The organism is Sphingobium sp. TomTYG73 (genome assembly GCF_055394245.1).
In genome coordinates this window covers 21,560-44,757 of record NZ_AP027339.1, presented here as the reverse complement: position 1 = coordinate 44,757, position 23,198 = coordinate 21,560, and the positions used below count along the sequence as shown (strand labels likewise).

At 61.1% G+C, this 23,198-nt stretch carries 25 protein-coding genes; 8 read left to right on the top strand and 17 right to left on the bottom strand.

Going from position 1 to position 23,198, the window contains the following annotated elements; translation table 11 throughout:
* Window positions 1-71: 71 nt before the first annotated feature.
* The 3 genes from ACZ5TH_RS00235 to ACZ5TH_RS00225 are packed head-to-tail and all read right to left on the bottom strand — an operon-like array spanning window position 72 to window position 3,015.
* Entirely contained in the window at window positions 72-1,118 is a 1,047-nt protein-coding gene (locus ACZ5TH_RS00235; protein ID WP_464794202.1) for a homocysteine S-methyltransferase family protein, read from the bottom strand.
* Window positions 1,115-2,047 (bottom strand): methylenetetrahydrofolate reductase, encoded by a 933-nt coding sequence (gene metF / locus ACZ5TH_RS00230; RefSeq protein WP_464794201.1) that lies wholly within the window; start codon window positions 2,045-2,047, stop codon window positions 1,115-1,117. The genes ACZ5TH_RS00235 and metF overlap by 4 nt, the downstream gene beginning before the upstream one ends.
* Window positions 2,044-3,015 (bottom strand): ArsR/SmtB family transcription factor, encoded by a 972-nt coding sequence (locus tag ACZ5TH_RS00225; protein WP_464794200.1) that lies wholly within the window; start codon window positions 3,013-3,015, stop codon window positions 2,044-2,046. Before ACZ5TH_RS00225 ends, metF begins: the two co-directional genes overlap by 4 nt.
* A gap of 215 nt (window positions 3,016-3,230) precedes the next feature.
* On the opposite strand from ACZ5TH_RS00225, the gene ACZ5TH_RS00220 reads away from it, so the two are divergent.
* Window positions 3,231-3,458, top strand: coding sequence for a circumsporozoite protein (locus ACZ5TH_RS00220; protein ID WP_460988155.1), 228 nt, complete (start codon window positions 3,231-3,233; stop codon window positions 3,456-3,458).
* Between the two features lie 133 nt (window positions 3,459-3,591).
* On the opposite strand, the gene ACZ5TH_RS00215 is transcribed toward ACZ5TH_RS00220, so the two are convergent.
* Window positions 3,592-4,002 carry a glycine zipper 2TM domain-containing protein gene (locus tag ACZ5TH_RS00215; protein WP_460987385.1) on the bottom strand — a complete coding sequence of 137 codons (411 nt, stop codon included), beginning with the start codon at window positions 4,000-4,002 and terminating at the stop codon, window positions 3,592-3,594.
* Window positions 4,003-4,279: 277 nt separating this feature from the next.
* Here ACZ5TH_RS00215 and ACZ5TH_RS00210 point away from each other — a divergent pair, with 277 nt between their 5' ends.
* Window positions 4,280-5,281: an esterase-like activity of phytase family protein gene (locus ACZ5TH_RS00210; RefSeq protein ID WP_464795117.1), complete on the top strand. Its 1,002-nt coding sequence runs from the start codon at window positions 4,280-4,282 to the stop codon at window positions 5,279-5,281.
* Between the two features lie 122 nt (window positions 5,282-5,403).
* Here the strand turns inward: ACZ5TH_RS00210 and rpmB are convergent, their stop codons facing one another.
* Entirely contained in the window at window positions 5,404-5,697 is a 294-nt protein-coding gene (rpmB, locus tag ACZ5TH_RS00205; RefSeq protein ID WP_196225248.1) for a 50S ribosomal protein L28, read from the bottom strand.
* Between the two features lie 155 nt (window positions 5,698-5,852).
* Here rpmB and ACZ5TH_RS00200 point away from each other — a divergent pair, with 155 nt between their 5' ends.
* Both ACZ5TH_RS00200 and ACZ5TH_RS00195 read left to right on the top strand, forming a co-directional pair.
* Complete coding sequence (locus ACZ5TH_RS00200; RefSeq protein WP_196225247.1) at window positions 5,853-6,074, top strand: hypothetical protein; 222 nt, start codon at window positions 5,853-5,855, stop codon at window positions 6,072-6,074.
* Window positions 6,075-6,113: 39 nt separating this feature from the next.
* On the top strand, window positions 6,114-6,572 hold the full coding sequence (locus tag ACZ5TH_RS00195; RefSeq protein ID WP_464794199.1) for a nucleoside deaminase: 459 nt from the start codon (window positions 6,114-6,116) through the stop codon (window positions 6,570-6,572).
* Here the strand turns inward: ACZ5TH_RS00195 and ACZ5TH_RS00190 are convergent.
* Window positions 6,534-8,435 carry a hypothetical protein gene (locus tag ACZ5TH_RS00190; protein WP_464794198.1) on the bottom strand — a complete coding sequence of 634 codons (1,902 nt, stop codon included), beginning with the start codon at window positions 8,433-8,435 and terminating at the stop codon, window positions 6,534-6,536. The two genes, ACZ5TH_RS00195 and ACZ5TH_RS00190, sit on opposite strands and share 39 nt — an antisense overlap.
* A 45-nt stretch (window positions 8,436-8,480) precedes the next feature.
* Here ACZ5TH_RS00190 and ACZ5TH_RS00185 point away from each other — a divergent pair, with 45 nt between their 5' ends.
* Window positions 8,481-8,897, top strand: coding sequence for a GtrA family protein (locus ACZ5TH_RS00185; RefSeq protein WP_464794197.1), 417 nt, complete (start codon window positions 8,481-8,483; stop codon window positions 8,895-8,897).
* A 7-nt stretch (window positions 8,898-8,904) separates the two neighbouring features.
* Here ACZ5TH_RS00185 and ACZ5TH_RS00180 read toward each other — a convergent pair whose 3' ends face one another.
* The 3 genes from ACZ5TH_RS00180 to ACZ5TH_RS00170 are packed head-to-tail and all read right to left on the bottom strand — an operon-like array spanning window position 8,905 to window position 11,337.
* Window positions 8,905-9,705 (bottom strand): LytR/AlgR family response regulator transcription factor, encoded by an 801-nt coding sequence (locus ACZ5TH_RS00180; protein ID WP_196225243.1) that lies wholly within the window; start codon window positions 9,703-9,705, stop codon window positions 8,905-8,907.
* Window positions 9,702-10,808, bottom strand: coding sequence for a sensor histidine kinase (locus ACZ5TH_RS00175; protein ID WP_196225242.1), 1,107 nt, complete (start codon window positions 10,806-10,808; stop codon window positions 9,702-9,704). Before ACZ5TH_RS00175 ends, ACZ5TH_RS00180 begins: the two co-directional genes overlap by 4 nt.
* 46 nt (window positions 10,809-10,854) lie before the next feature.
* Window positions 10,855-11,337, bottom strand: a complete 483-nt coding sequence (locus ACZ5TH_RS00170; RefSeq protein WP_460987375.1) for a winged helix-turn-helix transcriptional regulator — start codon at window positions 11,335-11,337, stop codon at window positions 10,855-10,857.
* 111 nt (window positions 11,338-11,448) lie between these two features.
* Here ACZ5TH_RS00170 and ACZ5TH_RS00165 point away from each other — a divergent pair, with 111 nt between their 5' ends.
* The 3 genes from ACZ5TH_RS00165 to rplL all read left to right on the top strand — a co-directional run bounded on the left by ACZ5TH_RS00165 (window position 11,449) and on the right by rplL (window position 15,131).
* Window positions 11,449-13,554, top strand: coding sequence for a RelA/SpoT family protein (locus ACZ5TH_RS00165; RefSeq protein WP_460987373.1), 2,106 nt, complete (start codon window positions 11,449-11,451; stop codon window positions 13,552-13,554).
* Between the two features lie 605 nt (window positions 13,555-14,159).
* Window positions 14,160-14,675, top strand: coding sequence for a 50S ribosomal protein L10 (gene rplJ, locus ACZ5TH_RS00160; RefSeq protein WP_449471020.1), 516 nt, complete (start codon window positions 14,160-14,162; stop codon window positions 14,673-14,675).
* A gap of 81 nt (window positions 14,676-14,756) precedes the next feature.
* Window positions 14,757-15,131 carry a 50S ribosomal protein L7/L12 gene (rplL, locus tag ACZ5TH_RS00155; protein WP_449471019.1) on the top strand — a complete coding sequence of 125 codons (375 nt, stop codon included), beginning with the start codon at window positions 14,757-14,759 and terminating at the stop codon, window positions 15,129-15,131.
* 131 nt (window positions 15,132-15,262) lie between these two features.
* Here rplL and ACZ5TH_RS00150 read toward each other — a convergent pair whose 3' ends face one another.
* From ACZ5TH_RS00150 to ACZ5TH_RS00115, 8 genes are all read right to left on the bottom strand, one after another.
* A complete protein-coding gene (locus tag ACZ5TH_RS00150) occupies window positions 15,263-15,538 on the bottom strand; it encodes an Hpt domain-containing protein (RefSeq protein ID WP_464794196.1) in 276 nt (91 codons plus the stop codon).
* A complete protein-coding gene (locus ACZ5TH_RS00145) occupies window positions 15,535-15,903 on the bottom strand; it encodes a response regulator (RefSeq protein ID WP_464794195.1) in 369 nt (122 codons plus the stop codon). Before ACZ5TH_RS00145 ends, ACZ5TH_RS00150 begins: the two co-directional genes overlap by 4 nt.
* 25 nt (window positions 15,904-15,928) lie before the next feature.
* A complete protein-coding gene (locus tag ACZ5TH_RS00140; RefSeq protein WP_464794194.1) occupies window positions 15,929-17,542 on the bottom strand; it encodes a GAF domain-containing sensor histidine kinase in 1,614 nt (537 codons plus the stop codon).
* Window positions 17,543-17,625: 83 nt separating this feature from the next.
* On the bottom strand, window positions 17,626-18,342 hold the full coding sequence (locus ACZ5TH_RS00135; protein WP_464794193.1) for a Crp/Fnr family transcriptional regulator: 717 nt from the start codon (window positions 18,340-18,342) through the stop codon (window positions 17,626-17,628).
* Window positions 18,314-18,631: a DUF6894 family protein gene (locus tag ACZ5TH_RS00130; protein ID WP_464794192.1), complete on the bottom strand. Its 318-nt coding sequence runs from the start codon at window positions 18,629-18,631 to the stop codon at window positions 18,314-18,316. Before ACZ5TH_RS00130 ends, ACZ5TH_RS00135 begins: the two co-directional genes overlap by 29 nt.
* Window positions 18,632-18,685: 54 nt before the next feature.
* Window positions 18,686-19,180, bottom strand: coding sequence for an energy transducer TonB family protein (locus ACZ5TH_RS00125; protein ID WP_464794191.1), 495 nt, complete (start codon window positions 19,178-19,180; stop codon window positions 18,686-18,688).
* 281 nt (window positions 19,181-19,461) lie between these two features.
* Window positions 19,462-21,081, bottom strand: coding sequence for an NAD(P)/FAD-dependent oxidoreductase (locus tag ACZ5TH_RS00120; protein WP_464794190.1), 1,620 nt, complete (start codon window positions 21,079-21,081; stop codon window positions 19,462-19,464).
* Between the two features lie 65 nt (window positions 21,082-21,146).
* Complete coding sequence (locus ACZ5TH_RS00115; protein ID WP_464794189.1) at window positions 21,147-23,195, bottom strand: TonB-dependent receptor family protein; 2,049 nt, start codon at window positions 23,193-23,195, stop codon at window positions 21,147-21,149.
* Between the last annotated feature and the right edge of the window lie 3 nt (window positions 23,196-23,198).

Sequence of the window (23,198 nt, the reverse complement as noted above, 5' to 3'; positions counted from 1 at the left end):
TGCGAGGAGAGGCCGCCTTTTAAGGCCCCTCTCCCTAACCCTCTCCCCTAAAGGAGAGAGGGAATTTTGATCTACGCCGCGATGTGCATGGGCTCCAGCCCGGCAAGCCGCGTCACCACCGGCAGTTCCGGCACCTGACGCGGCTTATGCCCCGCCAGCGCCTTCGCCACCGCACCAATATGCGCAGGCGTGGTGCCGCAGCAACCGCCGACCATGTTTACCAAGCCTTCATCCACCCACTGGCGGATCAGGCTCGCCGTCGTCTCCGGCAACTCATCATACTGCCCCAACTCATTGGGCAGGCCCGCATTGGGATAGGCCAAAATCAGCGTATCGGCATTCTTCGCCAGCTCGCTCAAATAAGGCCGCAGCAAATCCGCCCCAAAGGCGCAATTCACCCCGATGGTCAGCGGCTTCAAATGCCGCAGCGAATACCAGAAGGCGTTGATCGTATGCCCCGACAGGTTGCGCCCCGACATATCGGTAATGGTAAAGCTCAGCATCAACGGCACAGGCCGCCCCGCCGCCGCCTCGGCCTCCCGCGCCGCCATGCCCGCCGCCTTGGCGTTCAGCGTGTCGAAGCAGGTCTCGACCAGCAGGAAATCCACCCCGCCCTCGATCAACGCATCGCACTGCTCGCGATAGTCGGCCTTCAGCGTGTCATAATCGACCTCGCGATAGGCCGGATCATTGACGTCCGGCGAGATCGACAAAGTCTTATTCGTCGGCCCGATCGATCCCGCCACGAAACGCGGCCGCCCATCCTTCGCCGTTGCCGCCTCGCACGCCTTGCGCGCAATCCGCGCGGCGGCGATGTTGATCTCCCGCACCAGATGCTCGCAGCCATAATCGGCCATCGCGATCTTGGTGGAGCTGAAGGTGTTCGTCTCGATCATGTCCGCCCCGGCATCGAGATAGGCGGTGTGAATACCCTCGACGATGTCAGGCCGCGTCAGGCACAGAAGGTCGTTATTCCCCTTCTGATCCTTCGCCAGGCCGAGCGACCCGCGATAATCCGCCTCGGTCAGCCCGTGCTTCTGGATCGACGTTCCATAGCCGCCGTCGAATATCATGATCTTCTCCGCTGCCACGGCGCGGAAGCGTTCCTCGGCGGTCATGCCGTCTTCTCCAGTTGCGGGCGGAGGCCGAGCAGATGACAGATCGCATAGCTCAATTCCGCCCGGTTGAGCGTATAGAAATGAAAGTCGCGCACCCCGCCCGCATAGAGCTTGCGGCACAGCTCCGCCGCCAACGTCGCGGACACCAGCTGCCGCGCGGCGGGCAGATCATCCAGCCCCTCGAACAATTTGCCCATCCAGCCCGGCACGTCAGTGTTGCACATGGCCGACATGCGCTGGACAGCCGCGAAATTGCTCACCGGCATGATGCCCGGAATGATGTCCGCTGTAATGCCAGCAGCCGCCACCGTGTCACGAAAGCGGAAGAAGGTTTCCGGTTCGAAGAAGAATTGCGTGATCGCTCGGCTAGCACCCGCGTCCAGCTTGCGCTTCAAATTGTCGATGTCGCTCTGCGCGCAGGACGCATCCGGGTGCGTCTCCGGATAGGCCGCTACCGAAATCTCGAACGGGTGACGCTTGCGCAAGCCTTCGACCAGCTCGGCCGCGCCCTTATACCCTTCAGGATGCGGCTGAAACTTCGTGCCCACTTCCGGCGGATCGCCGCGCAGGGCCACGATATGGCGCACGCCCGCTTCCCAATAAGCGTCCGCCACCTCGTCGATCTCGGCCTTGCTCGCCGCGACACAGGTCAGGTGCGCAGCAGCGGACAACGGCGTTTCCTTCGCGATCCGCGCCACCGTGTTGTGCGTCCGCTCCCGCGTAGATCCGCCAGCACCATAAGTCACCGACACGAACTTGGGCGCGAGCGGCGTCAGCGTCTCGATCGCCGACCACAGCTGCTCTTCCATCTTCTCCGTCTTGGGCGGGAAGAATTCGAAGCTCACATTCAGGTCGCCCGCCAGATCGGCGTAGAGCGGCGCTTGCCAAGCCCGCGCGGCCTCTTCGACGGATGGGAAGCTCAGGGTCATAGGGAAACTCGTCCTTCGATGGGCAGGATTCGCGCGCCCCGGCGGCGGCCCAGCCATAATACTACCGTCAATTCCTGGCCGGGCAGCACCTCCACCCGTTCCAGCTCCAAACCTGCGTCCGCAAACCAGCTTTCGATCTGCTCGTCCGAAAAGCCAAGCCGCGCATGTTGATCGCGCAGCCGCAATTCTTCCCGTTCATGCGCCGCAAAATCGGCGATCAGCACCCGGCCACCAGCCCCGGTGACGCGCGCCGCTTCCGCAATCACCGCTTCGGGCGCCTGCGCATAATGCAGAACCTGATGCAGAACCACGGTGTCCACGCTGCCCGGCTCCAGCGGCAGGGCGCCGAAATCGCCCAGCACCAACGCATATTTGTCACCTGCATCGGCAGGCAGCTTGGCCCGCGCCAGCCGCAACATATCGGGGCTGCGGTCAAGCGCGGTAACCTGATCCGCCGAGCGCCCGAACAGCTCGATCATCCTGCCCGTACCCGTGCCGATATCGAGCAAATGGCCGATGGATTCAGCACTCAAAAGCGCGGTCATGGCCGCTTCGACATCCACATCGGGCACGTGCAGCGACCGGATCGCGTCCCATTCCTCGGCATGTTCCGCAAAGTAGCTTTCCGCCGCCCGTGACCGATCCGCACGGACCGCCGCCAGCCGGGCAAGGTCGGCCTTCTGCCACAAATCTTCGCTTTCCGACGGCACCAGCTGATCGAACAGGGTCAGGAAAGGCGCCATGGCCTCCCCCCGGACCAGTCGCAGGAAAACCCAATTGCCTTCCTTGCGCCGTTCGACCAGACCCGCCTCCGCAAGGATGCGGACATGGCGGGACACGCGCGGCTGGCTCTGCCCCACGACCTGCGCGATTTCACCGACCGCAAGCTCCATGGCGCGCAGAAGATAGATGATGCGCAGCCGCGTCGGATCGCCAAGGGCGCGAAAGATGTCGAGTGCGGCGCTCATGGGCACATCATATAAAGAAATCTTTATATACGTCAATGGGCCTGCCGCGTTCCAAATAGGCCATGGAAGTGGAAGCCCGGAAATTGGCGAGTCGCACTATGGGGATTGCCTTGAGTGATCCAAGGCATTACGAATCGGCCCCGCAGGCGCAATGGGGGGTGAACTTTTCTCCGAGAGTGGTCTGCGACGTTTTTATCTCTGAGAGGGGTTTGCCCATGTCCAAGTCGATTGCTCTTTCGCTCGTTCTCGCCGCTTCGCTCGGCCTCGCCGCTTGCTCGAAGGGCGAAGACAATGCCGCCAATGCTTCGGCCAACGCTGCTGAGAACGCTTCGAATGCTGCTGACAACGCCATGAACGCTGCCGAGAATGCTGCTTCGAACGCCAGCAATGCCGCTTCGAACGCCAGCAACGCTGCATCGAACGCTGCCGCGAACGCGATGTAATTTCCCTTCTCGGGATTTTTGGAAACAGGGCCGCCCGGCAACGGAGCGGCCCTTTTCTTTTGGGCCGCGCGATTGCAATGAAAAGGGCCGCCCTTTTGGGGCAGCCCTTCTCTATCCAACAACGGGTGGCTGATCAGCAGTCCCGATCGATCGCCCGGCCAGCCAGCGCACCTACGCCCGCACCGACAATCGCGCCCGTGGTGCCGTCACCCCGGCGGCCGTAGCGGCCACTGCCCTTGCCGATCTCATTGCCGAGCAGGCCACCGGCGATCGCGCCTATGATCGTGCCGCCCGTGCCATTGTCCCGGCAGCGATAGCCGCCGCGATAGCCACGATAATAATTGTCGCGATAGTAACGGTCGCCACGATAGCCGCGATAATAGTCACCCCGGTATCCGCGATAGCCCCGATCGCCGCGATAATAGTCGCCGCGATCATAACGGCCCCAGCCGTCACGGGCCTGCGCAGGCGCTGCGGTTACGGCCAAGGAAGCAACGCCCATTGCCAGCGCGGCCCCCATATTGATCAGAAACTTGGTCTTCATGGCGTGCTCCTCAATCATGTCGTTACCGACTCCGGCGCGTCTCCGCCGCCCCATCGATTGCACCCCTTTTGGCCGATTCGCATTGAGCCAAGCCTGAATGGGCGTGTCAGCCACCGTTCAGATAAAAAAGCACCGTCCCCAGCCGGTTGCCGCTCATCAAGAGCGGACCTGAACGCTCATCACCGCAATGGAAAAACTGGTCCCTGTCCCGCAGGCGAACAGCATATATGAACAATCAGCCGTTGGTCCGGCAGGCGGGATTGCCTATGGCGGGGCGATGCGCCGTATCCTGATCGTCCTGCTGCTTGCGATCCTGCTTTTGCCGGCGCCGCACAAGAACAAGCCTGAACTATTTGGGCCTGGCCCGCTGCTCGTTACCGCGCGCGCCCTGCCACTAAATGCGTCCGATCCGGCTGTTCACGGCATCGGCGCGCTCGATTATCTGGGAGGCTGGCAACTCAGCAGCCCCCACCATGGATTTGGCGGCATCTCATCCCTGCTGGTAGATCAGCAGGGACAGGTTCTGGCGTTGAGCGATTCCGGCACTCTAATGGGTTTCGCGGTCAACCCCGTTCTCGATAGCCGGCATCCCTTCATCGCCCCCCTGCCAATCAGGGCACAGGACGGATCCCAGCCATGGTGGGCGTGGGATTCAGAGGCGATGGCGCATGATCCGGAATCGGATCGCTACTGGGTCGGTTTTGAGATGCTTCAGCGCATCTGCCGCTACGCCCCCGGCTTTTCACGGGTGGAAACGTGCCGCACCTGGCCGGAGATAGAAGCCTGGCCGGAAACGGGCTCGATCGAATCCATGGCGCGCCTACCCGACGGGCGCTTCCTCGTGATCGCGGAAATGGGAATGACGGCGGATGGAAGCCATGACACGCTGCTCTTTGCCGGAGATCCGGCGGAGCAAAGCACCGCATCGCCCATGCATCTTCGCTACGTAGCGCCGCGCGGCTATCGTCCGACGGATGCCGTCGCTCTGGATGACCGTCACATTCTGGTGCTCAATCGCCGCGTGACGCTGCGCGATCTGTTCACGGCCACTCTTGCCCTCATAGAGCTGCCGTCCCATCCGGAATCCGGCGATCGGTTGACCGCCCGCACGATCGCCCGTCTCGCTCCGCCCCTGCTGGCCGATAACTTCGAAGGACTGGCTATCACGCGCGAGGCCGGGCGCACTATCGTGTGGATCGTGTCAGACGATAATCATGAATTTTTTCAGCGCACCCTGCTGCTGAAATTCGCGCTGCGCGGGGCGCCCCGCGACCGTTGAGAAAAAAGCGGTATCGGGCAGCGCCGCACATGCAGGAATGACGCGCGGGCGCATCCTCCCGGCACGCAAAAAAGCGGCCCGTTACCAGGCCGCTTCTTAAAGCCGAAACGAATCGAACCGAATCAGGCGGCCGGAGCAGCCTGCTTCTTGACGATATCGCGCTTCAGACGGCGCGCCTTCAGCGACAGCTTGTCGTCGTTGGTCTTCAGCAACCAGTTGTCCAGCCCGCCATTATGTTCAACCGAACGCAGGCCATGCGTCGACACGCGCAGCTTGACGGTGGTTTCCAGCGTTTCGGAAATCAGCGACACATTCTGCAAGTTGGGCAGGAACACGCGCTTCGTCTTGTTATTGGCGTGGGAAACATTGTGACCCACCTGGCGACCCTTGCCGGTCAGCTCGCAAATGCGCGACATAGTCAATCAACCTTGTAGTTCATGTTCGTTCGGAAAGCGGCGCCAGTAGCGGGATTCCGGAAAGCCGTCAACCCGCCCACCGGCCAGATCGGATCGCTTTCGCAACCCTTTCCATGGCTCGGACGTTTGCAGCCGATAGACGAAAGGAGGGAGCAATGCGACTCATTGGTGGCTTGTTGGTGATTGTTTTGCTGGTGCTGGCCGCTGGCATCGCGACCGGCTTCATCGACCTGCAAAAGACCCAGGAGGGCAGCCTGCCCAAAATCGCCGTGGAAGGCGGGCAAATGCCAAAGTTCCAGGCCGACGTGGCCAAGGTCGAAGTGGGCACGCGGAACGAAACCGTCGAAGTGCCGACCGTCGATGTGAAGAAGCCCTGATCATTTCGTAGACGATCGCTATGCTGTAAGGGCTGGCGGATGGCACCGCCCTTTCCGCTTCCCGAACCCATGCGCCGCGCGCTCGAACTCGCACGCGCGGCCGAACTTGCGGGCGAGGTGCCGATCGGCGCCGTCGTCACGCTCGACGGGCGGGTCGTTGGCGAAGGAGAAAATCGCAACCGGCGCGACTGCGACCCGACCGCTCATGCCGAAATCGTCGCGCTTCGATCTGCGGCGGAAGGGCTGGGCGATTTCCGCCTCACCGGCTGCGACCTTTGGGTAACGCTGGAACCCTGCCCGATGTGCGCGGGGGCCATATCCCACGCGCGCATCGCCCGGCTATATTATGGCGCTGCCGACCCCAAGGGCGGAGCGGTCGAGCAAGGCCCCCGACTTTTCACCCAGCCCCAATGCCTGCACCGCCCTGAAGTCTATGGCGGACTGGGCGAAGCGGAAGCGTCAGCGCTGCTGCGTGACTTTTTCGCTGCCCGCCGCTGAATAATCGATGCGATAGAGGGTGTAGGGCAAGGTGAAGCCGCTCTTCAACGCCACGGGATGCAGCCAGCCGGGAACATCGCCCCGCATCAACCCTGCATAAAAGCCGCGCGGGCTCCGGGATTGGTAAACCGTCCCTTCCGGAAATCCGGGGCAGATCAGCAGGTAGGTCGCATGATGCCGCGCGGCGATCGGCCGGAACCCGTCCGCCGGTCCGTCAAAGGCATGGTGCAGGTCCAAGATAACCGTGCCATTGCGATGATAGGGACCCGCGATCGCGCTATGATGCGTGGTCGCGATCAGGCGCGGCCCCAGGTCCACCATTGTGAAAATGGTAGCGGAAGGAAGCTGGTTCAGCACCTCCAGCGCTGGCAGCGACCGGCAGCGACCATTGGCCTTGCTGATCGACTGTAGTCGAGTCTTCGCCGCCGGGCGTTGCGGTTTGGGCTTTTCGCCGGTCACGGCCGCCCAGAGCTGGTTGATCTGCGGATAAAGCGGCGTCGCGAACACCGCCACGGCGAGCAGCGCGGCTCCGACGATGCCGAACAAACGCGCAAGAGGCCTGCCGAAGAATATAAGCTGAAGCACCCGATGCGCCGCCCACGCCGCCGCCGGGATGGCGAGCAGCTGCGCCGCTGGTCCGGCCCGCAACTGCCAAAAGAGAAGCGCCGTCGAGAACAGCATCATCAGCCCGACCGTCGCCCAGGCCCACAGCCGATCGCTATCGCGCCGCGACTCCCAAAGCGCCCAGATCAGGCCGAACAGCCCCGCTACCGGAATGGCCATCAGCGGCACGATCAGGCTCCACGCCTGAACCGTGATCGGCTTGGCCTCACGAATATTGGCGAGCCACAGCCGCTCCAGCTCCGGCGAAATCTGATAGGCGCCCGTCAGGCATTGCGGCCAATTGAGCCATGCAAAGGCCGCAACGGCGCCCCCCACCAGCACGCCCGCGCCCAGCCGGGCCTGCCAGCTGCGTAGTGGCAGCAGCGCCAGCAGCGTCATGCCCGCGCCCACTGCCCCGAATATGGCGACCCAGATAGGCGAGATAGCGTCGCACACCATCTGCCGGTTTGCGTAGCTTGCAAACAGCAGGAACAGGATGGAAACCGAGCCAGCAAGGCTCAGCGCATAGGGCAGCATCCGCCTTGCCGCGCCTTCCTTGAATACCCAACGAAGCGCGATCAGCGCCCCGCCCGCCGCCAGATAGACGATCATCTCCATGCCGATGGTGATCGACAGCGCGCTGCTCACGCCCGCCACGATGCTGCCGCGCAGCCAGTTACGGTCGATCAGCCCCGCGAGCATCAGTACCGTCAGGGCCAGCTGCCATCCATGATGATCGATCCGCATCGGCAGGAACATGCTGATGCCCATCTGCGCCGCGAAGGGGGCCAGGGCGGCCAGTATCCAGCCATTGCCGCCAGCGAGGCGGCGCGCAATGAAACCCAGCCCCAGCATCAGCGGCAACAAAGGGATCATCGGCGCAATCGCGCAGGCCAGCCGATCCGCCAGCCCCTGCTCCAGAAAAGCGCGGAAGAACAGCATCAACGCCGCAATCGGCAGATCGACCAGCCGCGACCAGTGGATGTTGAACCCGGCAGGCGGATCAAGCCGATATTGCCTCAGATCGTACCAGCCCTGCCCCGCCAGCCAGTCCTTGACCTGCAAATACCGCATATTGTCGTCGGTATCGTTGAGCGTCAGCCAGTGGATGGCGGGCCAGCGCGAATAGAGCAGCCAGGTCACGGCCGCGACCCACATCAGGAAGGTCAGCCATTTCCAGTGCACCTGCGCCCATGCAGACGTCCAAACCAGGGCGCGCCGGGATCTTTCCCGCAGGGTGAAGCCGCTTTGCAAGTTCATGGCCGGTGGATTAGAGCGTTCGCATCAAATCGCAACGGGGCCTTCATGAAATTGCTGTCACGTCTGACGCCGGAACGGCAGGCCCTGTTCTGGCAGATCATGCGATATGGCCTCAGCGGCCTCTTTATCACCGCCTGCCAGGCCACCATCTACTGGACGCTCGCGGCTCTGGCCGGATGGCACCCGCAGCTTGCCAACACGACCGGTTATGTGGCGGCGGTCCTGATCGGCTATGTCACCCACAGCCTCTTCACCTTCCGTGATCAGGATAGCGACGGAAACCATGCGGCGCGCGGCGTCAAGTTCGTGGCCGTGTCCCTGCTTAGCTATGCTTTGAACGCCCTCTGGGTCTTCCTCTGCGTCACCCATATGCAATGGCCGGAATGGTCGCCCATCCCGGCCATGATATTCGTGACGCCAGCCGTGGTGTTCGGCCTCAACCGCCAATGGGTATTCCGCTAGACTCGCCTCAATGGACGAAGCGGGCGACGACATCCCTGTACGACCGGCTGACCTTCACCTGAGCGCCTGATTCCAGCACCAGGAAGCACTCGCCATTGGTGTGCGGCTTCACCTGCCGCACTTGGCTGAGGTTCACGATGGTCGACCGATGCACCCGCTGGAAATTGCGCGGGTCGAGCCGCTTCTCCAGATCCTTCATCGTCTCGCGCAGGATGAGCGAATTATCCGCCGTATAGATGCACATATAGTCGCCCGCAGCGTCAATCCGCTCGATCGAATCGACATCGACGCGGAAAATCTGCCCCCGGTCCTTGATGTTGATGAGCTTCTCGAACCGGTTCGACGATGGCGCCTCTTCATCCGCGTTGAAATCGTTCATGGCATCGGGAGCGACCTCCGCCAGCACCTCGCGCAGCTTCTCCGCTTCCTGCACCTGCTTCTTTTCCGACAGGCGCTGACGCACGCGGTCCAGCGCGTCGGCAAGCCGACCTTCATCGACCGGCTTCATGAGGTAATCCACCGCCTGCGCCTCAAAAGCGCGAATCGCATGATCGCTATAAGCGGTGCAGAAGATGAACAGCGGCGGCTCGACTTCCATCAGGCCCTGAACGACAGAAAAGCCATCAAATCCCGGCATCTGAATGTCGAGGAACACAAGGTCGGGTTTATGCGTCTTTATGGCGCGGATGGCTTCACGGCCATTCGAGCAGGTTTCAACAATTTCGACATCCTCATGCGCTTCCAGACGGAGCTTGAGGCCTTGAATAGCCAGGCTTTCGTCATCGACGAGGATTGTTCTGATGGTCATGCGGCCACTTTCGATGGTTCATCCAGATTAAGCGGCATTTCGATATGGACCGAAAAGCCGCTTGGCGTGGAACGCGTTTCAAAGCTCTGTCGTTCCCCGAACGCCTGAATCAGGCGATCGCGGATATTCGCCAGGCCAACGCCTGTTCCCTCGCTCATGGGGATGTTCGGGCGAGTGAACCCCTCGTTCAATCCCGGGCCGCTATCCGATACGACGATCCGGACATTTTCACCGGCAGGCTGCGCCGTGATGGAGATTTCGGCGCCTTCTTCCTTGGGGGTGACCGCATATTTGATGGCATTTTCCACCAGCGGCTGGAGCAGCAGGGAAGGCAATCGCGACTGCGCGACGGCCGGATCGATGTTGAATACCGGCCGCAGGCGGTCCTCGAACCGCATCTTCTCAATCTCCAGATAGAGTTTGAGCGTCTCCACCTCCTGCTCGATCGTCACCTGCGCCGTGGGTTCATTGATCAGGGTATAGCGCAAAAAGGACGACAGGCGTGAGAGCATCGCGTTGGCGCGATCCGTCTGCTTCAAAAGCACCAGCGTCGATATGCTGTTCAGCGTATTGAACAGGAAATGCGGATTGAGCTGATAGCGCAGCATGGCTAGTTGCGCGCTCGACGCCTGATTTTCCAGATGCAGCAGCTGGTCCGCCTGCTCCTCCACCTGAAGGTAGAAGTTGATGGCATAGTAAAGCGCCGACCAGGCACCCAGCAGCGTTATGCTGAGATAAAAGGCGCCAAGGAAGAGTTGCAGCCCCGCCGTTTCGCTCGCCCGGTTCTGGGTCGAAAAAACCCAGGCGTCGATAAAGGCGACCAGTCCAGCCGCCATTACCACGGTAACGATCGAAGCACCCCAGGTGATGATCGGCCGCTGTCGTTGCAGAAATCGGAAGATGACCGCGATCAGCAGGGTCACCGAATAGCCCGACACAGTGGAAATCATCACCGGGATCAGGCTGGAGAGCGGCTGCCCATTGGCGATGGTGGACGACCCACGCAGCAGGAACGCACCCGCCCAACCGACGGATTGCAGGTTCCAGAAAGCGCGGTTCTTGTCAGCGAAAAAAGGCTGAGGCTGAATAGGTTGAACAGACATCGCCGTCAGCCTAGGCGAATTCAGGTTCAGGGTGAAGCCACCCAAGTTACGCCGCCGTAGCAGCTTCCTGATCCATCGGCGTGACCTCGTCGGGGCAAAGCCAGACAAGGTCCTTTAGTTCCAGCGCCCGGCCATCATGCGCCTGAATGGTCACACGGCGAATCGGCTGGCCATCGCGCTTGTCCGCCAGCACCTGGCAAGACGGCGATCCGCATCCCCATTTCTCGCCCCATTGACGCAATGCGATCATGACCGGGGCCAGTTCCTGCCCCTTTTCCGTCAAGCGATATTCGATCTTGCGCCGGTCGCACTGCATCGGCTGACGCAGCATGATCCCGTTCTCGACCAGCCGCGAAAGCCGGTTCGCCAGGATGTTGCGCGCAATGCCGAGCGACGATTGAAAATCTTCAAAATGCCGGATGCCCGACAATGCGCCGCGCAGGATGAGAAACGACCAGCGCTCGCCCATCGCTTCCAGCGCGCTGGGGAGCGCGCACTGTTCCAGGTCCTGCGCCAGATTATGTTTCATCGTCCGTCTAGATAGCTCAAAGCCACAGCCCATGCAAAAGAGCAGCCATTTTGTCCAAAGATGGGATTTTTTTGTTGCACAGCAAGATGCTTCCCGGACAATCGGGTCACGATGCTGCGTCAATATGAACTTGTTGAGCGGGTGAAGCGCTACGATCCGGATGCGGACGAGGCGATGATCAACCGCGCCTACGTCTTTTCCGTTCAGAAGCACGGGTCCCAGAAGCGCGCCAGCGGCGACCCCTATTTCAGCCATCCCATTGAAGTCGCTGGTATTTTGACGGATTTCAGCCTGGACGATCAGACGATCGTCACGGCCCTGCTGCACGACACGATCGAGGACACGCTCGTCACCTATGACGAGATCGAAAGCGCGTTCGGCAAGGACGTCGCCAAGATGGTCGATGGCGTCACCAAGCTGTCGAAGATTGAGGCGATGTCGGAAAATGAGCGGGCGGCGGAAAATCTCCGCAAATTCCTGCTCGCCATGTCGGACGACATTCGCGTGCTGCTGGTGAAGCTCGCTGATCGGCTGCACAATATGCGCACGCTGCACTTCATCAAGAATGAACAGAAGCGCCGCCGCATTGCCCGCGAGACGATGGACATCTACGCCCCGCTTGCGGAGCGGATCGGCATGTACGACTTCATGCGCGAAATGCAGCTGCTCGCCTTCCGGGAGCTTGAGCCGGAAGCCTATGATAGCATCACCAAGCGCCTCGAACAGCTGAAGGAAGGCGGCCACGGCAAGGTCGATCGCATCGGGGCGGAGCTGCAACTGCTGCTGGGCGGCAAGAACCTGTCCGTCACCGTGTCAGGCCGCGAAAAGCACCCCTATTCCATCTGGAAGAAGATGCAGGAACGGCACATCAGCTTTGAACAGCTGACCGACGTTATGGCCTTCCGCGTCATCACCGAAACGACAGAGGACTGCTACCGTGCGCTCGGGGTCATCCACCAGACCTACAAAATGGTGCCGGGCCGGTTCAAGGATTACATCTCCACGCCCAAGCGCAACGGTTATCGCTCGTTGCACACCACGGTGATCCATCAGGATAACGCCCGGATCGAGGTGCAGATTCGCAGCCGCGACATGCACAACGACGCCGAACTCGGCCTGGCCGCGCACTGGGCCTACAAGCAGAAGGGCGACGCGGCCGATCATCATGCGGCATGGCTGCGCGACCTGGTCGAAATCCTGGAACAGAGCCAGGATGCGGACGAACTGCTCGAACATACCCGCATGGCGATGTATCAGGACCGGATCTTCGCCTTCTCGCCCAAAGGCGAGCTGCACCAGCTACCCAAGGGATCCACGCCGGTGGACTTCGCCTATGCCGTCCATACCTCGCTGGGCAACCAGACGGTCGGCGCCAAGGTAAACGGCCGCGTCGTGCCCTTGCGTACCGGCCTTGAAAATGGCGATCAGGTCGAAATCCTGAAATCGGAAGGGCAGGAGCCGCAGCCGGGTTGGCTCACCTTTGCGATCACCGGCAAGGCCCGCGCAGCGATCCGTCGCTATATTCGCCAGAAACAGCGCGGCGAGGAAGTTGCGCTGGGTGAGAAGCTCTATGAGGAAATCATCGGCCGCTTCTCGCCCGAACTGGCGAGCGAATTGGGTGACAAGGCGCTGAAGGCCGCGCTGAAGCGGCTAAAGCTGGATGATCGCGGGTCTCTGATGGTGGCCATCGCCACCCATCGCCTGCTTGATTCAGAGGTGATGGAGGCTCTTATCCCCGGCTCCACCAGCGTAGACGGGATAGAGGAAGCGCATCCGCGCCAGCACGCGCCCGTCTCGATCCGTGGCCTGACGCCCGGCATCGCCTATAATCTGGGCGACTGCTGCCACCCCGTACCCGGCGACCGCATCGTCGGTGTACGCCGCACGGGCGAACCGATCGAGGTGCACACCATTGACTGCCGGTCGCTGGAAGCCGGGCAGGACGACGATTGGGTCGATCTCAGCTGGGACAGCAAGTCCAAGGGCGGCACCGCCCGCCTTCAGGTCATCGTCAAGAACCAGCCCGGCGCGCTTGCCGCCGTCGCCAATGTGTTCGGCGCGACCAAGGCGAACATTCTGAACCTTCAACTGGTGAACCGCGAAGGGCCGTTCCACACCGACATCATCGATCTGGAGGTGAACGACGCCCAGCACCTGAACCGCATCCTCTCGGCATTGCGAGCATTGGACGCGGTGGTGCAGGCCGACCGGGTTTAGGACAGCATTATCTCCCCCTCCCGCAAGCGGGAGGGGGCCGGGGGGTGGGCTAGCGCAACGTCACCTCGTTCTCCAAGGCCCCCTCTGCCTCGCGCCCACCTGTATCCCCCAAACCACACCCCCCGCAAAAACCATCCTATTTCCCCCACACCCTCCCATTCCCGCTGTCCTACACAGCCCCAACCTGCCTATCTCCCAGCCCTCTTTGAAACGTCGAACCGCTTCCCATGACGCCCACGCGCGCCCGGGGACGCGCGCGCATATGGTGTGAACTTCGGGACAAAAATGGCGCTTTTCCGCCATTCTCTACGTCACTTTCAACTTTCGCGTGACAGGAAACCTCCAATTCTGTAGAGGCCCCCGCAGCGGACCCTTCGGGGTCTTCCGTCCGAGACAGTCGGTGAAGGGAATTTGCCCTTCTTAATTTCCGGCCTAGACGGGGAAAAGCTCTTTACCGGCCGGACCTTGTGTCCTGTCCGGGTCTGCCTGTTCTCCTCAAGGGATACGGGCCAGTCGACCTCTCCCCTTCGGACTTTAAGTGCCCCGCGTTCGCGCGGGTTTTAGTCGTTTGCTGGTTCGCCAGCGAACATGAAGTGGAGAATGGCATGGATCGTAATCAGAAAGCTGAGGTCGTTTCCGCGCTGAACGCACATCTGGCAGATGTTGGCGTGGTCGTCGTGACCCGCAACCTCGGCATGACGGTCGCACAGTCGACCCAATTGCGTCAGAAGATGCGTGCAGCCGGTGGCACCTACAAGGTTACGAAGAACCGCCTCGCCAGAATCGCCTTTGAAGGCACCGACTATACCGCGCTCAGCAGCCTGCTGACCGGTCCTGTCGGCCTCGCCTCCTCGGCCGATCCGGTTGCCGCCGCCAAGGTTGCAGTCGAATTCGCCAAGACCAACGACAAGCTTGAGATCGTTGGTGGCGCAATGGGCGAAGTGCTGCTCGATGTAGAGGGCGTCAAGGCGCTCGCATCGTTGCCGTCGCTGGATGAACTGCGTGCGAAGATCGTTGGGCTGCTCGTTGCACCCGCGACCAAGCTCGCGACCGTCACCCAGGCACCGGCTGCGCAGCTCGCGCGGGTCTTCAACGCCTATGCGGAAAAGAACGCGGCCTAATCGCCGCGGTCCTACCGACAAGACAGGTTATCAACTTTCAATTGAGGGGCTCATGCCCCGCCCAGAAGGGAATATAGTAACATGGCAGACATCAACGCACTGGTCGATCAGCTCTCGGCCCTCACCGTCCTCGAAGCCGCTGAGCTGTCGAAGGCTCTGGAAGAAAAGTGGGGCGTTTCGGCCGCTGCTGCCGTCGCCGTCGCCGGTCCGGCTGCTGGCGCCGCTGCTCCGGCTGCTGAAGAGCAGACCGAGTTCGACGTGATCCTCACCGGCGACGGTGGCAAGAAGATCAACGTCATCAAGGAAGTCCGCGCCATCACCGGCCTGGGTCTGACCGAAGCCAAGGCGCTCGTCGAAGGCGCGCCCAAGGCTGTCAAGGAAGGCGCCAGCAAGGACGAAGCCGAGAAGATCAAGAAGCAGCTGGAAGAAGCCGGCGCGACTGTCGAGCTCAAGTAATCGGTTTTGCTCCGCCCCGCGCGGAGCACCGATCCAGCTCAGCTGGAACAAGGGCGGTATCTTCGGATGCCGCCCTTTTCTATACGGATACAGCGGAGCAGCCTGCCTGAGTACGTCTGGATCAGTCGACCCTAAACGCGCCCCAACGCTTCTATAAGCGCCTGCCCAAACTCCTTTACGGCCGCATCACCAACGCTCGCGTCCAAAGCCTCCTCCAACGCGGACGCATGGCCGCCAATATCGGCATAGCCAAAAATCCCGGCCACGCCCGCCAATCCATGGGCGAGATGCAAAAGGCGGGAGCGATCCCCTGCTTCAAGCGCCGAAATGATGACGCTCCGATCGGACGCGGCCCGCTCATGGAAGCGCTGTCGCATCTTCTGCATTTGCGCTTCCGCATCACTCATGGCTCCAGCAATGTCCGCACGGTCCCCGCGAGGCTCATCGGATCGAACGGCTTGGCAAGCACGGCTCGCGCGCCGAGGGCCTTCAGGTTCGTGACGTGCCGTGGATGAGTTTTGGCCGTGATAAACGCGACGGGAATTGTCGCGGTGGCGGGCTCAACCTGCAACGCCGCCAAAGTCGCAGGCCCATCCATGCCCGGCATCATCACATCAAGCAGGATGAGAGCAGGCTGCCACTGCCTCGCCTGCTCAAGCGCTTCCGCACCCGAGGCCACCGTTCGCACCTCGAACTCCGGGTCCAGCTCAAGCGACATGGCCGCGATCTCCCGCAGGTCTGCCTCATCATCAACATAAAGAATGCGGGTCAACTCGGGCCTTTCTGTCAATTCGGCATCACAGTGGCAATTCGACAATAAACGTCGCCCCTGTTTCCGCCGCGGAATCCAGCGCGATGCTTCCGCCATGCGCCTCTACGATGCCTTTGCTGATCGCCAAGCCAAGGCCGGTGCCCGCATGGCCATGCTGATGCGCACCGTCCTCCTGCTCGAAACGCTTAAACAGCCGCGCGCGAAACTCCGGCGAAATCCCCGGCCCCTCGTCAGCGACGCGGATCCGCGCGACGTCCCCCGCCCCCTCAAGGGAAACATGGACGGTCCCACCCGACGGCGAGAACTTGCAAGCGTTGGACAATAGGTTGGTCATCACCTGACACAGGCGATTGCCATCAACCTTCGCGACGACCGCTTCAGCCGGGTGGTCGAATTCAAGCTTAACGCCGAAGCGCTCCGCATATGGCCCAATCTGCTCGATCGCCTCGGTCAACAACAAGCCCAATTCCCGTTCGTCGAAATGAAAGACCAGCTTCCCCGACTGAAGTTTGTCCATGTCCAGCAGGTCATTGACCAGATGGATCAGCCGCTCCGCATTCTTGCTGCCGATCGCGACCAGTTGTTTGGCCCTGTCAGGCAATTCGCCAGCGGCGCCACCCGCCATTAGTCCCAATGCACCGGAGATAGCGGTCAACGGCGTCCGCAATTCATGACTGACGGTCGATACCAGTTCGTCCTTCAGGCGGCTGATCTGCCGTTCCTGCGTCACATCCCGGGCCGTCATGATGAACCGCCCCCCACGGATCGATTCCCGGCGGATATCGAGGATGCGACCGTTCCGGCGCTGAATCTCCAACCGACGACTGTCGCTGGTACGGATGGACTCGACGAATCCCGCGACGATCTGATCCGGGTCGCCGGGTCCCAGTTCACCGCGCTGTGCGGTCAGGCGGATAAGTTCACGCGCATCCCTTCCGCCCGTCACGCTATCGGGAGCATAATCGAACAGATCGACAAAGGCTTGGTTCCACAGCATCAGCCGCAGGTCCCGATCCACCACCGCGACGCCGCCACTCACATTCTCTACTGTCAGCTTCAGCAACTGGCGTTCGTCATCAAGCTTGCGCCGATGTTCGTCAGCCGCGAATCCTTCGACCCGCAATTCGATGAGGTCGATCACCGTCCGTGCCAGCTGGGCGAGCCGCTGCCGATCCGCCTCGCTGAAATCACGCGGCTTGTAATCAACGATGCACAAGGTCCCAAGCGGCTGGCCATTAGCCACCCGCAAGGGCGCACCAGCGTAGAAGCGGACGTGCGGCGGCCCTGTGACCAATGGGTTGCCGCTAAACCTCGGATCCTTCGTCGCATCCGGCACCACCATGACCTCCGGTTGCAGGATCGCGAAGGCGCAAAAGGCGACATCCCGCGAGGTGTGGGTCTCATCGATGCCGCACGCACCGCGAAAACATTGGGTGTCCGATCCCACGATCGACACCAGCGACATGGGCACATCGAACAGGTCAGCTGCGAACTGGGTTATATGGTCGAACGGGCGTTCCCGACCGATGCCGCCAAGCCGGTAATGTTCCAGTGCTCGCAACCGATCGGCCTCATCCCCCGGAATGGGAGGCTTCACCGCCTCGGTGCCCTTGGGCTGCCGCTCCTGCATCGTTGGCATCGGTCCTCAAGTCCCGCTTATGATCACGGCACCAATCGACACCTTAACTGCAACGAAATCAACACCTTCCTTGAGAAGCAATGTCAAAGCGGATCAGGATCGAGATAGAGATAGCGCGCGTCGAACTCCGCGAGGGCCTTCAAACCCTCAAGATCAAGGATCTGCGCTTCGCCACGCTGATATTTCAAAAGCCCCCGGTCGCGGAGCAATCTGAGCGTGCGGTTTACATGGACCGCCGTCATGCCAAGGCTGTCGGCGAGCTGAGATTGGCTCATCCCGATATAGAACCGGTCGCTCGCCTGATCGATCACCTGTAGACGGACATATAGTTCGCAAAAAAGAGCCGCCATCCGGCCCGCCGCCGAACGCTGGCCGAGCGACAATTCCCATTCGCGGCTCATGCACGCATCCAGGTTTGTACTGAACCAGTACAGACGGCCTATGCGCGGCCACTGCTCGATCAACTGTCGGATTTGCTCATGGGGCACCAGGGTCACGACGCAGTCTGTCAGCGTCATGACATCATGCTCCAGCCGTTTCAGCGTGAAGCCATGAAGATCAACGAAGTCGCCCGCGATGTGTATTTGCGTGATCTGCCGCTTGCCATCCGCCAAATCCTTGAAGCGGCACATCACTCCTTCGAGCAGCAACGTGCTGGCCTCCAGAGGTTCTCCCTCATGCGCGATGATGCTGTTGCGAGGCACATGACGGCCCGGCGGCGTGATCGCCCGGATCGCCTCTTCCTCTTCCGGAGATAACGGGTGACGGAATCTAAGTTTGGCGAGATGAGCCTCTACCATCGCGGTCTCCTGGGCCGAGCCGGAGACACACAGCCTCGCTGAAGGACACTCGTCCCATCTGTACGCCAGAATCACTCCTTATGTCGATCCAGCCCGTCAGATCGACGACGCCCATCAGCACTTCCTCGCTCAGGATCGAGCGTATGCTGCTTATGGCAAGAGCACGGGCATCAGCCTCTTCGGCCAACTCCCGCCCCTCGTCATCGCGGGTAAAGCCGGTGCCATTGTGAAGATCGAAATGAAGGCGGCGCATGGCATGGGGAACGCCGCCTTTGACGGTAAGTTTCACGCAGCTCAAGACGCACACTTCATGCCGCGCGCTTGGAGCCGACTTTTCTGCTATTTAACGCGCCGCGAGGAGGATCGGCCGATCGGCCGCCGCCTGCGCAAAGTGTTGAGCGCGCAAACTGCTCAGCATGTTGTCCCTGTCCGTCGCATCATTCGCCACAATCACCCATGCCTCGAACTTCGACCCAGGGCGCACCTCCTGCGGTAAGGGGTAAAGCGATCCCATCGATCGGATAGCGCGCATCGATATACGATCGACACTGCGGGATGCCGAAGAGCCCGCCAGAGAAATATTCTCCGGCCGCCCTTGTTCTCCCAGACGGAACTGCACGCGGGAATATCCGATCGATGCTCCATCACGATAAAGGGAAGTTGCCTGACGGATGCTCCGCGACAATCTTGATGCTGTCCGATTCGTCCACTTTTCATAGCTTATTGCGCTTTTATCGGGTGCTACCACCGTCAGTTGCCCAGATCCCTGCCTGGCATCTGCCACCATCGGCACAGCCAAGCAGACGCAAAGCGCCGCCATCACAGGCTTGGCATACATAGAGGCCTCCTCTGTTTCTCTAGCAATTTTTTACTGAAAAGCCGCTGCGGCAGCGTCGGACCGGCCGAGAGCAGCGGCTGCTTATATATTGCAAAGCCGCGTGGCCGGGTAACAAATTATCGCCAATGAAGTCATGGGCATAAGAATTATTTCATCGGAGCTTAATTTATCGATCGAAAGTAATTTACCCGCTTAACTTGTTTTAGCTTGGCAAAAGACAGCGTTAAACCGCTACCCTCATTGGATTTTGATGGATTTACCTTACGGCAACGCCGCACGACTCAGGCGGAAATCGCCAAGCCGACGGCTTCCCCAACCTTGATGCCATCAATGGCCGCCGACAATATGCCGCCTGCATAGCCCGCGCCTTCGCCAGCGGGGTAAAGTCCGGCCACATTCAGGCTCTGAAAATCCTTGCCTCGTGTGATGCGGATGGGGGATGAGGTTCGGGTTTCGACACCGGTCATGACCGCATCAGGGTGATCATAATTGGCAATCTGTCGGCCAAATGCGGGCAGCGCCTCACGAAAGGCGTCGATTGCAAAGTCAGGCAGGCAAAGGGACAGATCGGTCATGGTGACGCCCGGCTTGTAGGAAGGGATGACCTCCCCGAGCGCTTCTGAGGGACGCCGCGCCATGAAATCGCCGACCTTTTGGCCTGGAGCCCAGTAGGAAGAGCCGCCTGCGACAAAGGCCTGGCTTTCCCAATGCCGCTGAAGGTCGATGCCCGCCAAAGGCCCTCCCGGAAAATCCCGCTCCGGCTCTATGCCAACCACCAGGCCTGAATTGGCGTTGAATTCCGCACGGCTATATTGGCTCATGCCGTTGGTGACGACACGTCCTTCTTCAGACGTGGCAGCAACCACGCGCCCCCCCGGACACATGCAAAAGCTGTAAACGGTGCGGCCATTCTCGCAATGATGCGCAAGGCTGTAGGCCGCCGCTCCAAGTACCGGATGACCCGCGCAATTGCCGTAGCGGGCTCGATCGATCCAGCTTTGTGGATGCTCGATCCGTACCCCGATCGAAAAGGGCTTGGCTTCGATATGAACGCCGCGCCGGTGCAACATCTCGAAAGTCGGGCGGGCGCTGTGCCCCACGGCAAGTACAACATGGTCGGCCTCTATAAAGCTGCCGTCGGAAAGATGCAGTCCGCGCAAGCGCTGCGCTCCGTCGCCTTGCCGCTCCATCTCCAGTTCATCGACCTTGTGCTGCCAGCGATATTCGCCGCCCAGTTGCTCGATCTGGCGGCGCAGGCTTTCGACCATGCTGACGAGGCGAAACGTCCCAATATGGGGATGCGCTTCGGTCAAAATATCTTCAGGCGCGCCCGCAGCGACAAATTCCTCCAGCACCTTACGGCCCAGGAAACGCGGGTCCTTAACACGGCAATAGAGCTTGCCGTCCGAGAAGGTGCCCGCGCCGCCTTCCCCGAACTGGACATTGCTGTCGGGATTCAGTTCGGCTCGCCGCCAAAGACCCCAGGTATCCTTGGTCCTCTCCCGCACAACCTTGCCACGGTCGAGGATTATGGGCCGGAAGCCCATCTGCGCGAGGATCAGTCCCGCGAAAAGTCCACATGGGCCTGCGCCCACCACGACCGGACGTTTCCCCGACCAGCCCTGTGGCGCATGCGTGACGAAGCGGTAGTCGGTGTCCGGGCGACGGCGCACGTCGTGGTCATCCCCAAGCCGTTCAAGCACCGCGGCCTCGTCCACCAGCTCGACATCGACAGTATAAACCAGTTGGATTGCACTCTTCCGCCGGGCATCATTGCCCCGGCGCACGATGACGTGACGGACGAGGTCCGATGCCTCAATTCCCAGCCGCTCGCAAATGGCGGCAGGCATCGCATCGGCCGGGTGGTCGAGGGGCAGCTTGAGGCCGGAGAGACGCAACATGGCGCCGCCTCTAGCCGCATTTACCGCCCCGCTCCACCCCCTCATGAGGATAGGCCGCTGCCTTTTCAGAGACGCGCGCGCACGCCCGCGTAGACCGCCCGGCGTTCGATGGGATAGAAGGCCGCACTGGCCTGGTTCCCAGGGATCGATGGATCGTCCGGTTTATAGCTTACGAGCGCTCCGATATCGCCTATCGCTCGCTCACCCGTCAGATTGCGTGCATCGACGAACAGGCTGACGCCCTTTGTCAACTGCGCCTGCGCCCCGATGTTGAACGTCGCATAGCCATCAACCCGCTTGCTATTGCTATAATCGACCCAAGCACCCTGCGGCACCCATTCCACAGCCGGAGCGATGCTGGCGCGATCGGTTCCCAGCTTAACTTCCGCCCGGTAGAAATGACGTGGCACGACGGGGAGGCGGTTGTCGCCAAATTGCGCGTCATTACGAAAACGGAAGTCGCTATACTGGTAGACCTGCCGCAACGTCGCCCAAGGCGCGAGGGTCAGGTCCAGCGCGGCCTCGATGCCTTGGTGCCGTGTCCGGCCTGCGTTGAATGTCGCCGCCGGGATGACGCCCGGCTGGACATTATATTGCAGCAACTCGCCTTTCAGGCCCGCGCGATAGAAGCTTATGTCCCAACGGGCTGGCCCCATGCTGCCACGCGTGCCGATTTCCGCCGTCCAGGCCCGCTGCGCATCAAGGGGCGTGAAGCCGGGCAGCGGCCCACTTGGTCCAGCGGCAATCTGGCCCAGTTCGATGAAGCCAGGCAACTCCACAGACCGGCTGTAATTTGCGTAGACCTGCACCGCCTGAGAGGGTGCATACAGAAGCCCGACTTTAGGCGCGAAGCTATCGAATTTCGCCTCGCCGCTGCGTGAAGGCACGAGGCGATTGTCCAGCCGCCGCTCACCATGCGTATAGATGCCACCTGCGATCAGCCATAAGCCCTGAACCGGAGCGATCCTGGCCTCCACATAGCTGTTGATCGTCTGCGCCCGCGCCTTTTGCATGGACGTGAGAGCGCCCGCTTTGCCGTCGATATTAACAAACTGCCGGAAATCACCATGGCCAAAACGTGCCTGCGTTCCCAGCGTTAGTTCGACCGGAAGCCCCCGCACCTCTCCCGAAAGGTCAAGGCTGGCGAACAGTCCACGATCCTCTGATTTCTGATCGACCACCTGATAAATGGGATGGTTTAGAGCCTTCGTATTGAAATAGGCGCCGAAGGCCAATTGACCGCCGTCCAGTTCAACCGTGGTACGGTTTTGAAACCGGATGGAATCGATGTTGCGCGCCTGATCACCTGCAAAGTTGCCCTTGGCCGGGTCATTCAGCGCATCCGCTTCGGTCAGCGCTCCCGACAGCTTCTGCCGGATCGTTTGGGCGTTGACATAGAAACGGGTTTCCACCCGATCGTTCACCTTGATCCCAACATTGCCGTTGAAACGCAAAGCGCGTCTCTCTCCGTGAGCGCGGTCCCCATCGGACCTGTCGGCGGTAATGGATGCCCAAGCGTCACCACGAGCATCGGCATAACCATAGGCCGCCTTCGCACGCAGCGTATCGAACGAGCCGCCATCTATGCGCAATTCCGCGCCCGGCATCGTCCGTCCGGTGGGTGTCACCGCATTGATGGCGCCACCCAAAGTCGATCCGCCAAGTCGCAGCGCATTGCCGCCGCGATAGACCTCCAGATGCTGGAACACCTGCGGATCCAGTTCCTGAAAGTCTCCGTTGTCGTCGGCCATGTTGATCGGGATGCCATCCTGCAACAGCGTCAGGCCCCGCATATGGAAGCTCCGCGACAGTCCGGAACCGCGTATCGAAATGCGCACCTCCTGGCCAAAGCGCGGTTGCGTGTAGACACCTGCGGAGAAGGCCAGCGCGTCGCGCAGCGATACGGCCAACTTGTCTTCGAAATCCTTGGCAGCAACGACATCGGCGCCGCCCGCCGTCCGGCTTATATGGGTAACGGCATCTTCTACTGTAGGACTGGCGGTTACGATGATACGGCCCTGGTCACCAGCTTCATCAGCGAAAGCTGGGGTGGAAAGCAGCGAACAGGCAAGAGCGCACAGCGACACGCTGCGCAAAGCGGTAAATGCAGACATGAA

Excerpts from the sequence above, each read along its gene's own strand:
- ACZ5TH_RS00235 (WP_464794202.1), bottom strand. The coding sequence starts at position 1,118 with ATGACCGCCGAGGAACGCTTCCGCGCCGTGGCAGCGGAGAAGATCATG.
- metF (WP_464794201.1), bottom strand. The coding sequence starts at position 2,047 with ATGACCCTGAGCTTCCCATCCGTCGAAGAGGCCGCGCGGGCTTGGCAA.
- ACZ5TH_RS00225 (WP_464794200.1), bottom strand. The coding sequence starts at position 3,015 with ATGAGCGCCGCACTCGACATCTTTCGCGCCCTTGGCGATCCGACGCGG.
- ACZ5TH_RS00220 (WP_460988155.1), top strand. The coding sequence starts at position 3,231 with ATGTCCAAGTCGATTGCTCTTTCGCTCGTTCTCGCCGCTTCGCTCGGC.
- ACZ5TH_RS00215 (WP_460987385.1), bottom strand. The coding sequence starts at position 4,002 with ATGAAGACCAAGTTTCTGATCAATATGGGGGCCGCGCTGGCAATGGGC.
- ACZ5TH_RS00210 (WP_464795117.1), top strand. The coding sequence starts at position 4,280 with ATGCGCCGTATCCTGATCGTCCTGCTGCTTGCGATCCTGCTTTTGCCG.
- rpmB (WP_196225248.1), bottom strand. The coding sequence starts at position 5,697 with ATGTCGCGCATTTGCGAGCTGACCGGCAAGGGTCGCCAGGTGGGTCAC.
- ACZ5TH_RS00200 (WP_196225247.1), top strand. The coding sequence starts at position 5,853 with ATGCGACTCATTGGTGGCTTGTTGGTGATTGTTTTGCTGGTGCTGGCC.
- ACZ5TH_RS00195 (WP_464794199.1), top strand. The coding sequence starts at position 6,114 with ATGGCACCGCCCTTTCCGCTTCCCGAACCCATGCGCCGCGCGCTCGAA.
- ACZ5TH_RS00190 (WP_464794198.1), bottom strand. The coding sequence starts at position 8,435 with ATGAACTTGCAAAGCGGCTTCACCCTGCGGGAAAGATCCCGGCGCGCC.
- ACZ5TH_RS00185 (WP_464794197.1), top strand. The coding sequence starts at position 8,481 with ATGAAATTGCTGTCACGTCTGACGCCGGAACGGCAGGCCCTGTTCTGG.
- ACZ5TH_RS00180 (WP_196225243.1), bottom strand. The coding sequence starts at position 9,705 with ATGACCATCAGAACAATCCTCGTCGATGACGAAAGCCTGGCTATTCAA.
- ACZ5TH_RS00175 (WP_196225242.1), bottom strand. The coding sequence starts at position 10,808 with ATGTCTGTTCAACCTATTCAGCCTCAGCCTTTTTTCGCTGACAAGAAC.
- ACZ5TH_RS00170 (WP_460987375.1), bottom strand. The coding sequence starts at position 11,337 with ATGAAACATAATCTGGCGCAGGACCTGGAACAGTGCGCGCTCCCCAGC.
- ACZ5TH_RS00165 (WP_460987373.1), top strand. The coding sequence starts at position 11,449 with ATGCTGCGTCAATATGAACTTGTTGAGCGGGTGAAGCGCTACGATCCG.
- rplJ (WP_449471020.1), top strand. The coding sequence starts at position 14,160 with ATGGATCGTAATCAGAAAGCTGAGGTCGTTTCCGCGCTGAACGCACAT.
- rplL (WP_449471019.1), top strand. The coding sequence starts at position 14,757 with ATGGCAGACATCAACGCACTGGTCGATCAGCTCTCGGCCCTCACCGTC.
- ACZ5TH_RS00150 (WP_464794196.1), bottom strand. The coding sequence starts at position 15,538 with ATGAGTGATGCGGAAGCGCAAATGCAGAAGATGCGACAGCGCTTCCAT.
- ACZ5TH_RS00140 (WP_464794194.1), bottom strand. The coding sequence starts at position 17,542 with ATGCCAACGATGCAGGAGCGGCAGCCCAAGGGCACCGAGGCGGTGAAG.
- ACZ5TH_RS00135 (WP_464794193.1), bottom strand. The coding sequence starts at position 18,342 with ATGGTAGAGGCTCATCTCGCCAAACTTAGATTCCGTCACCCGTTATCT.
- ACZ5TH_RS00125 (WP_464794191.1), bottom strand. The coding sequence starts at position 19,180 with ATGTATGCCAAGCCTGTGATGGCGGCGCTTTGCGTCTGCTTGGCTGTG.
- ACZ5TH_RS00120 (WP_464794190.1), bottom strand. The coding sequence starts at position 21,081 with ATGTTGCGTCTCTCCGGCCTCAAGCTGCCCCTCGACCACCCGGCCGAT.
- ACZ5TH_RS00115 (WP_464794189.1), bottom strand. The coding sequence starts at position 23,195 with ATGTCTGCATTTACCGCTTTGCGCAGCGTGTCGCTGTGCGCTCTTGCC.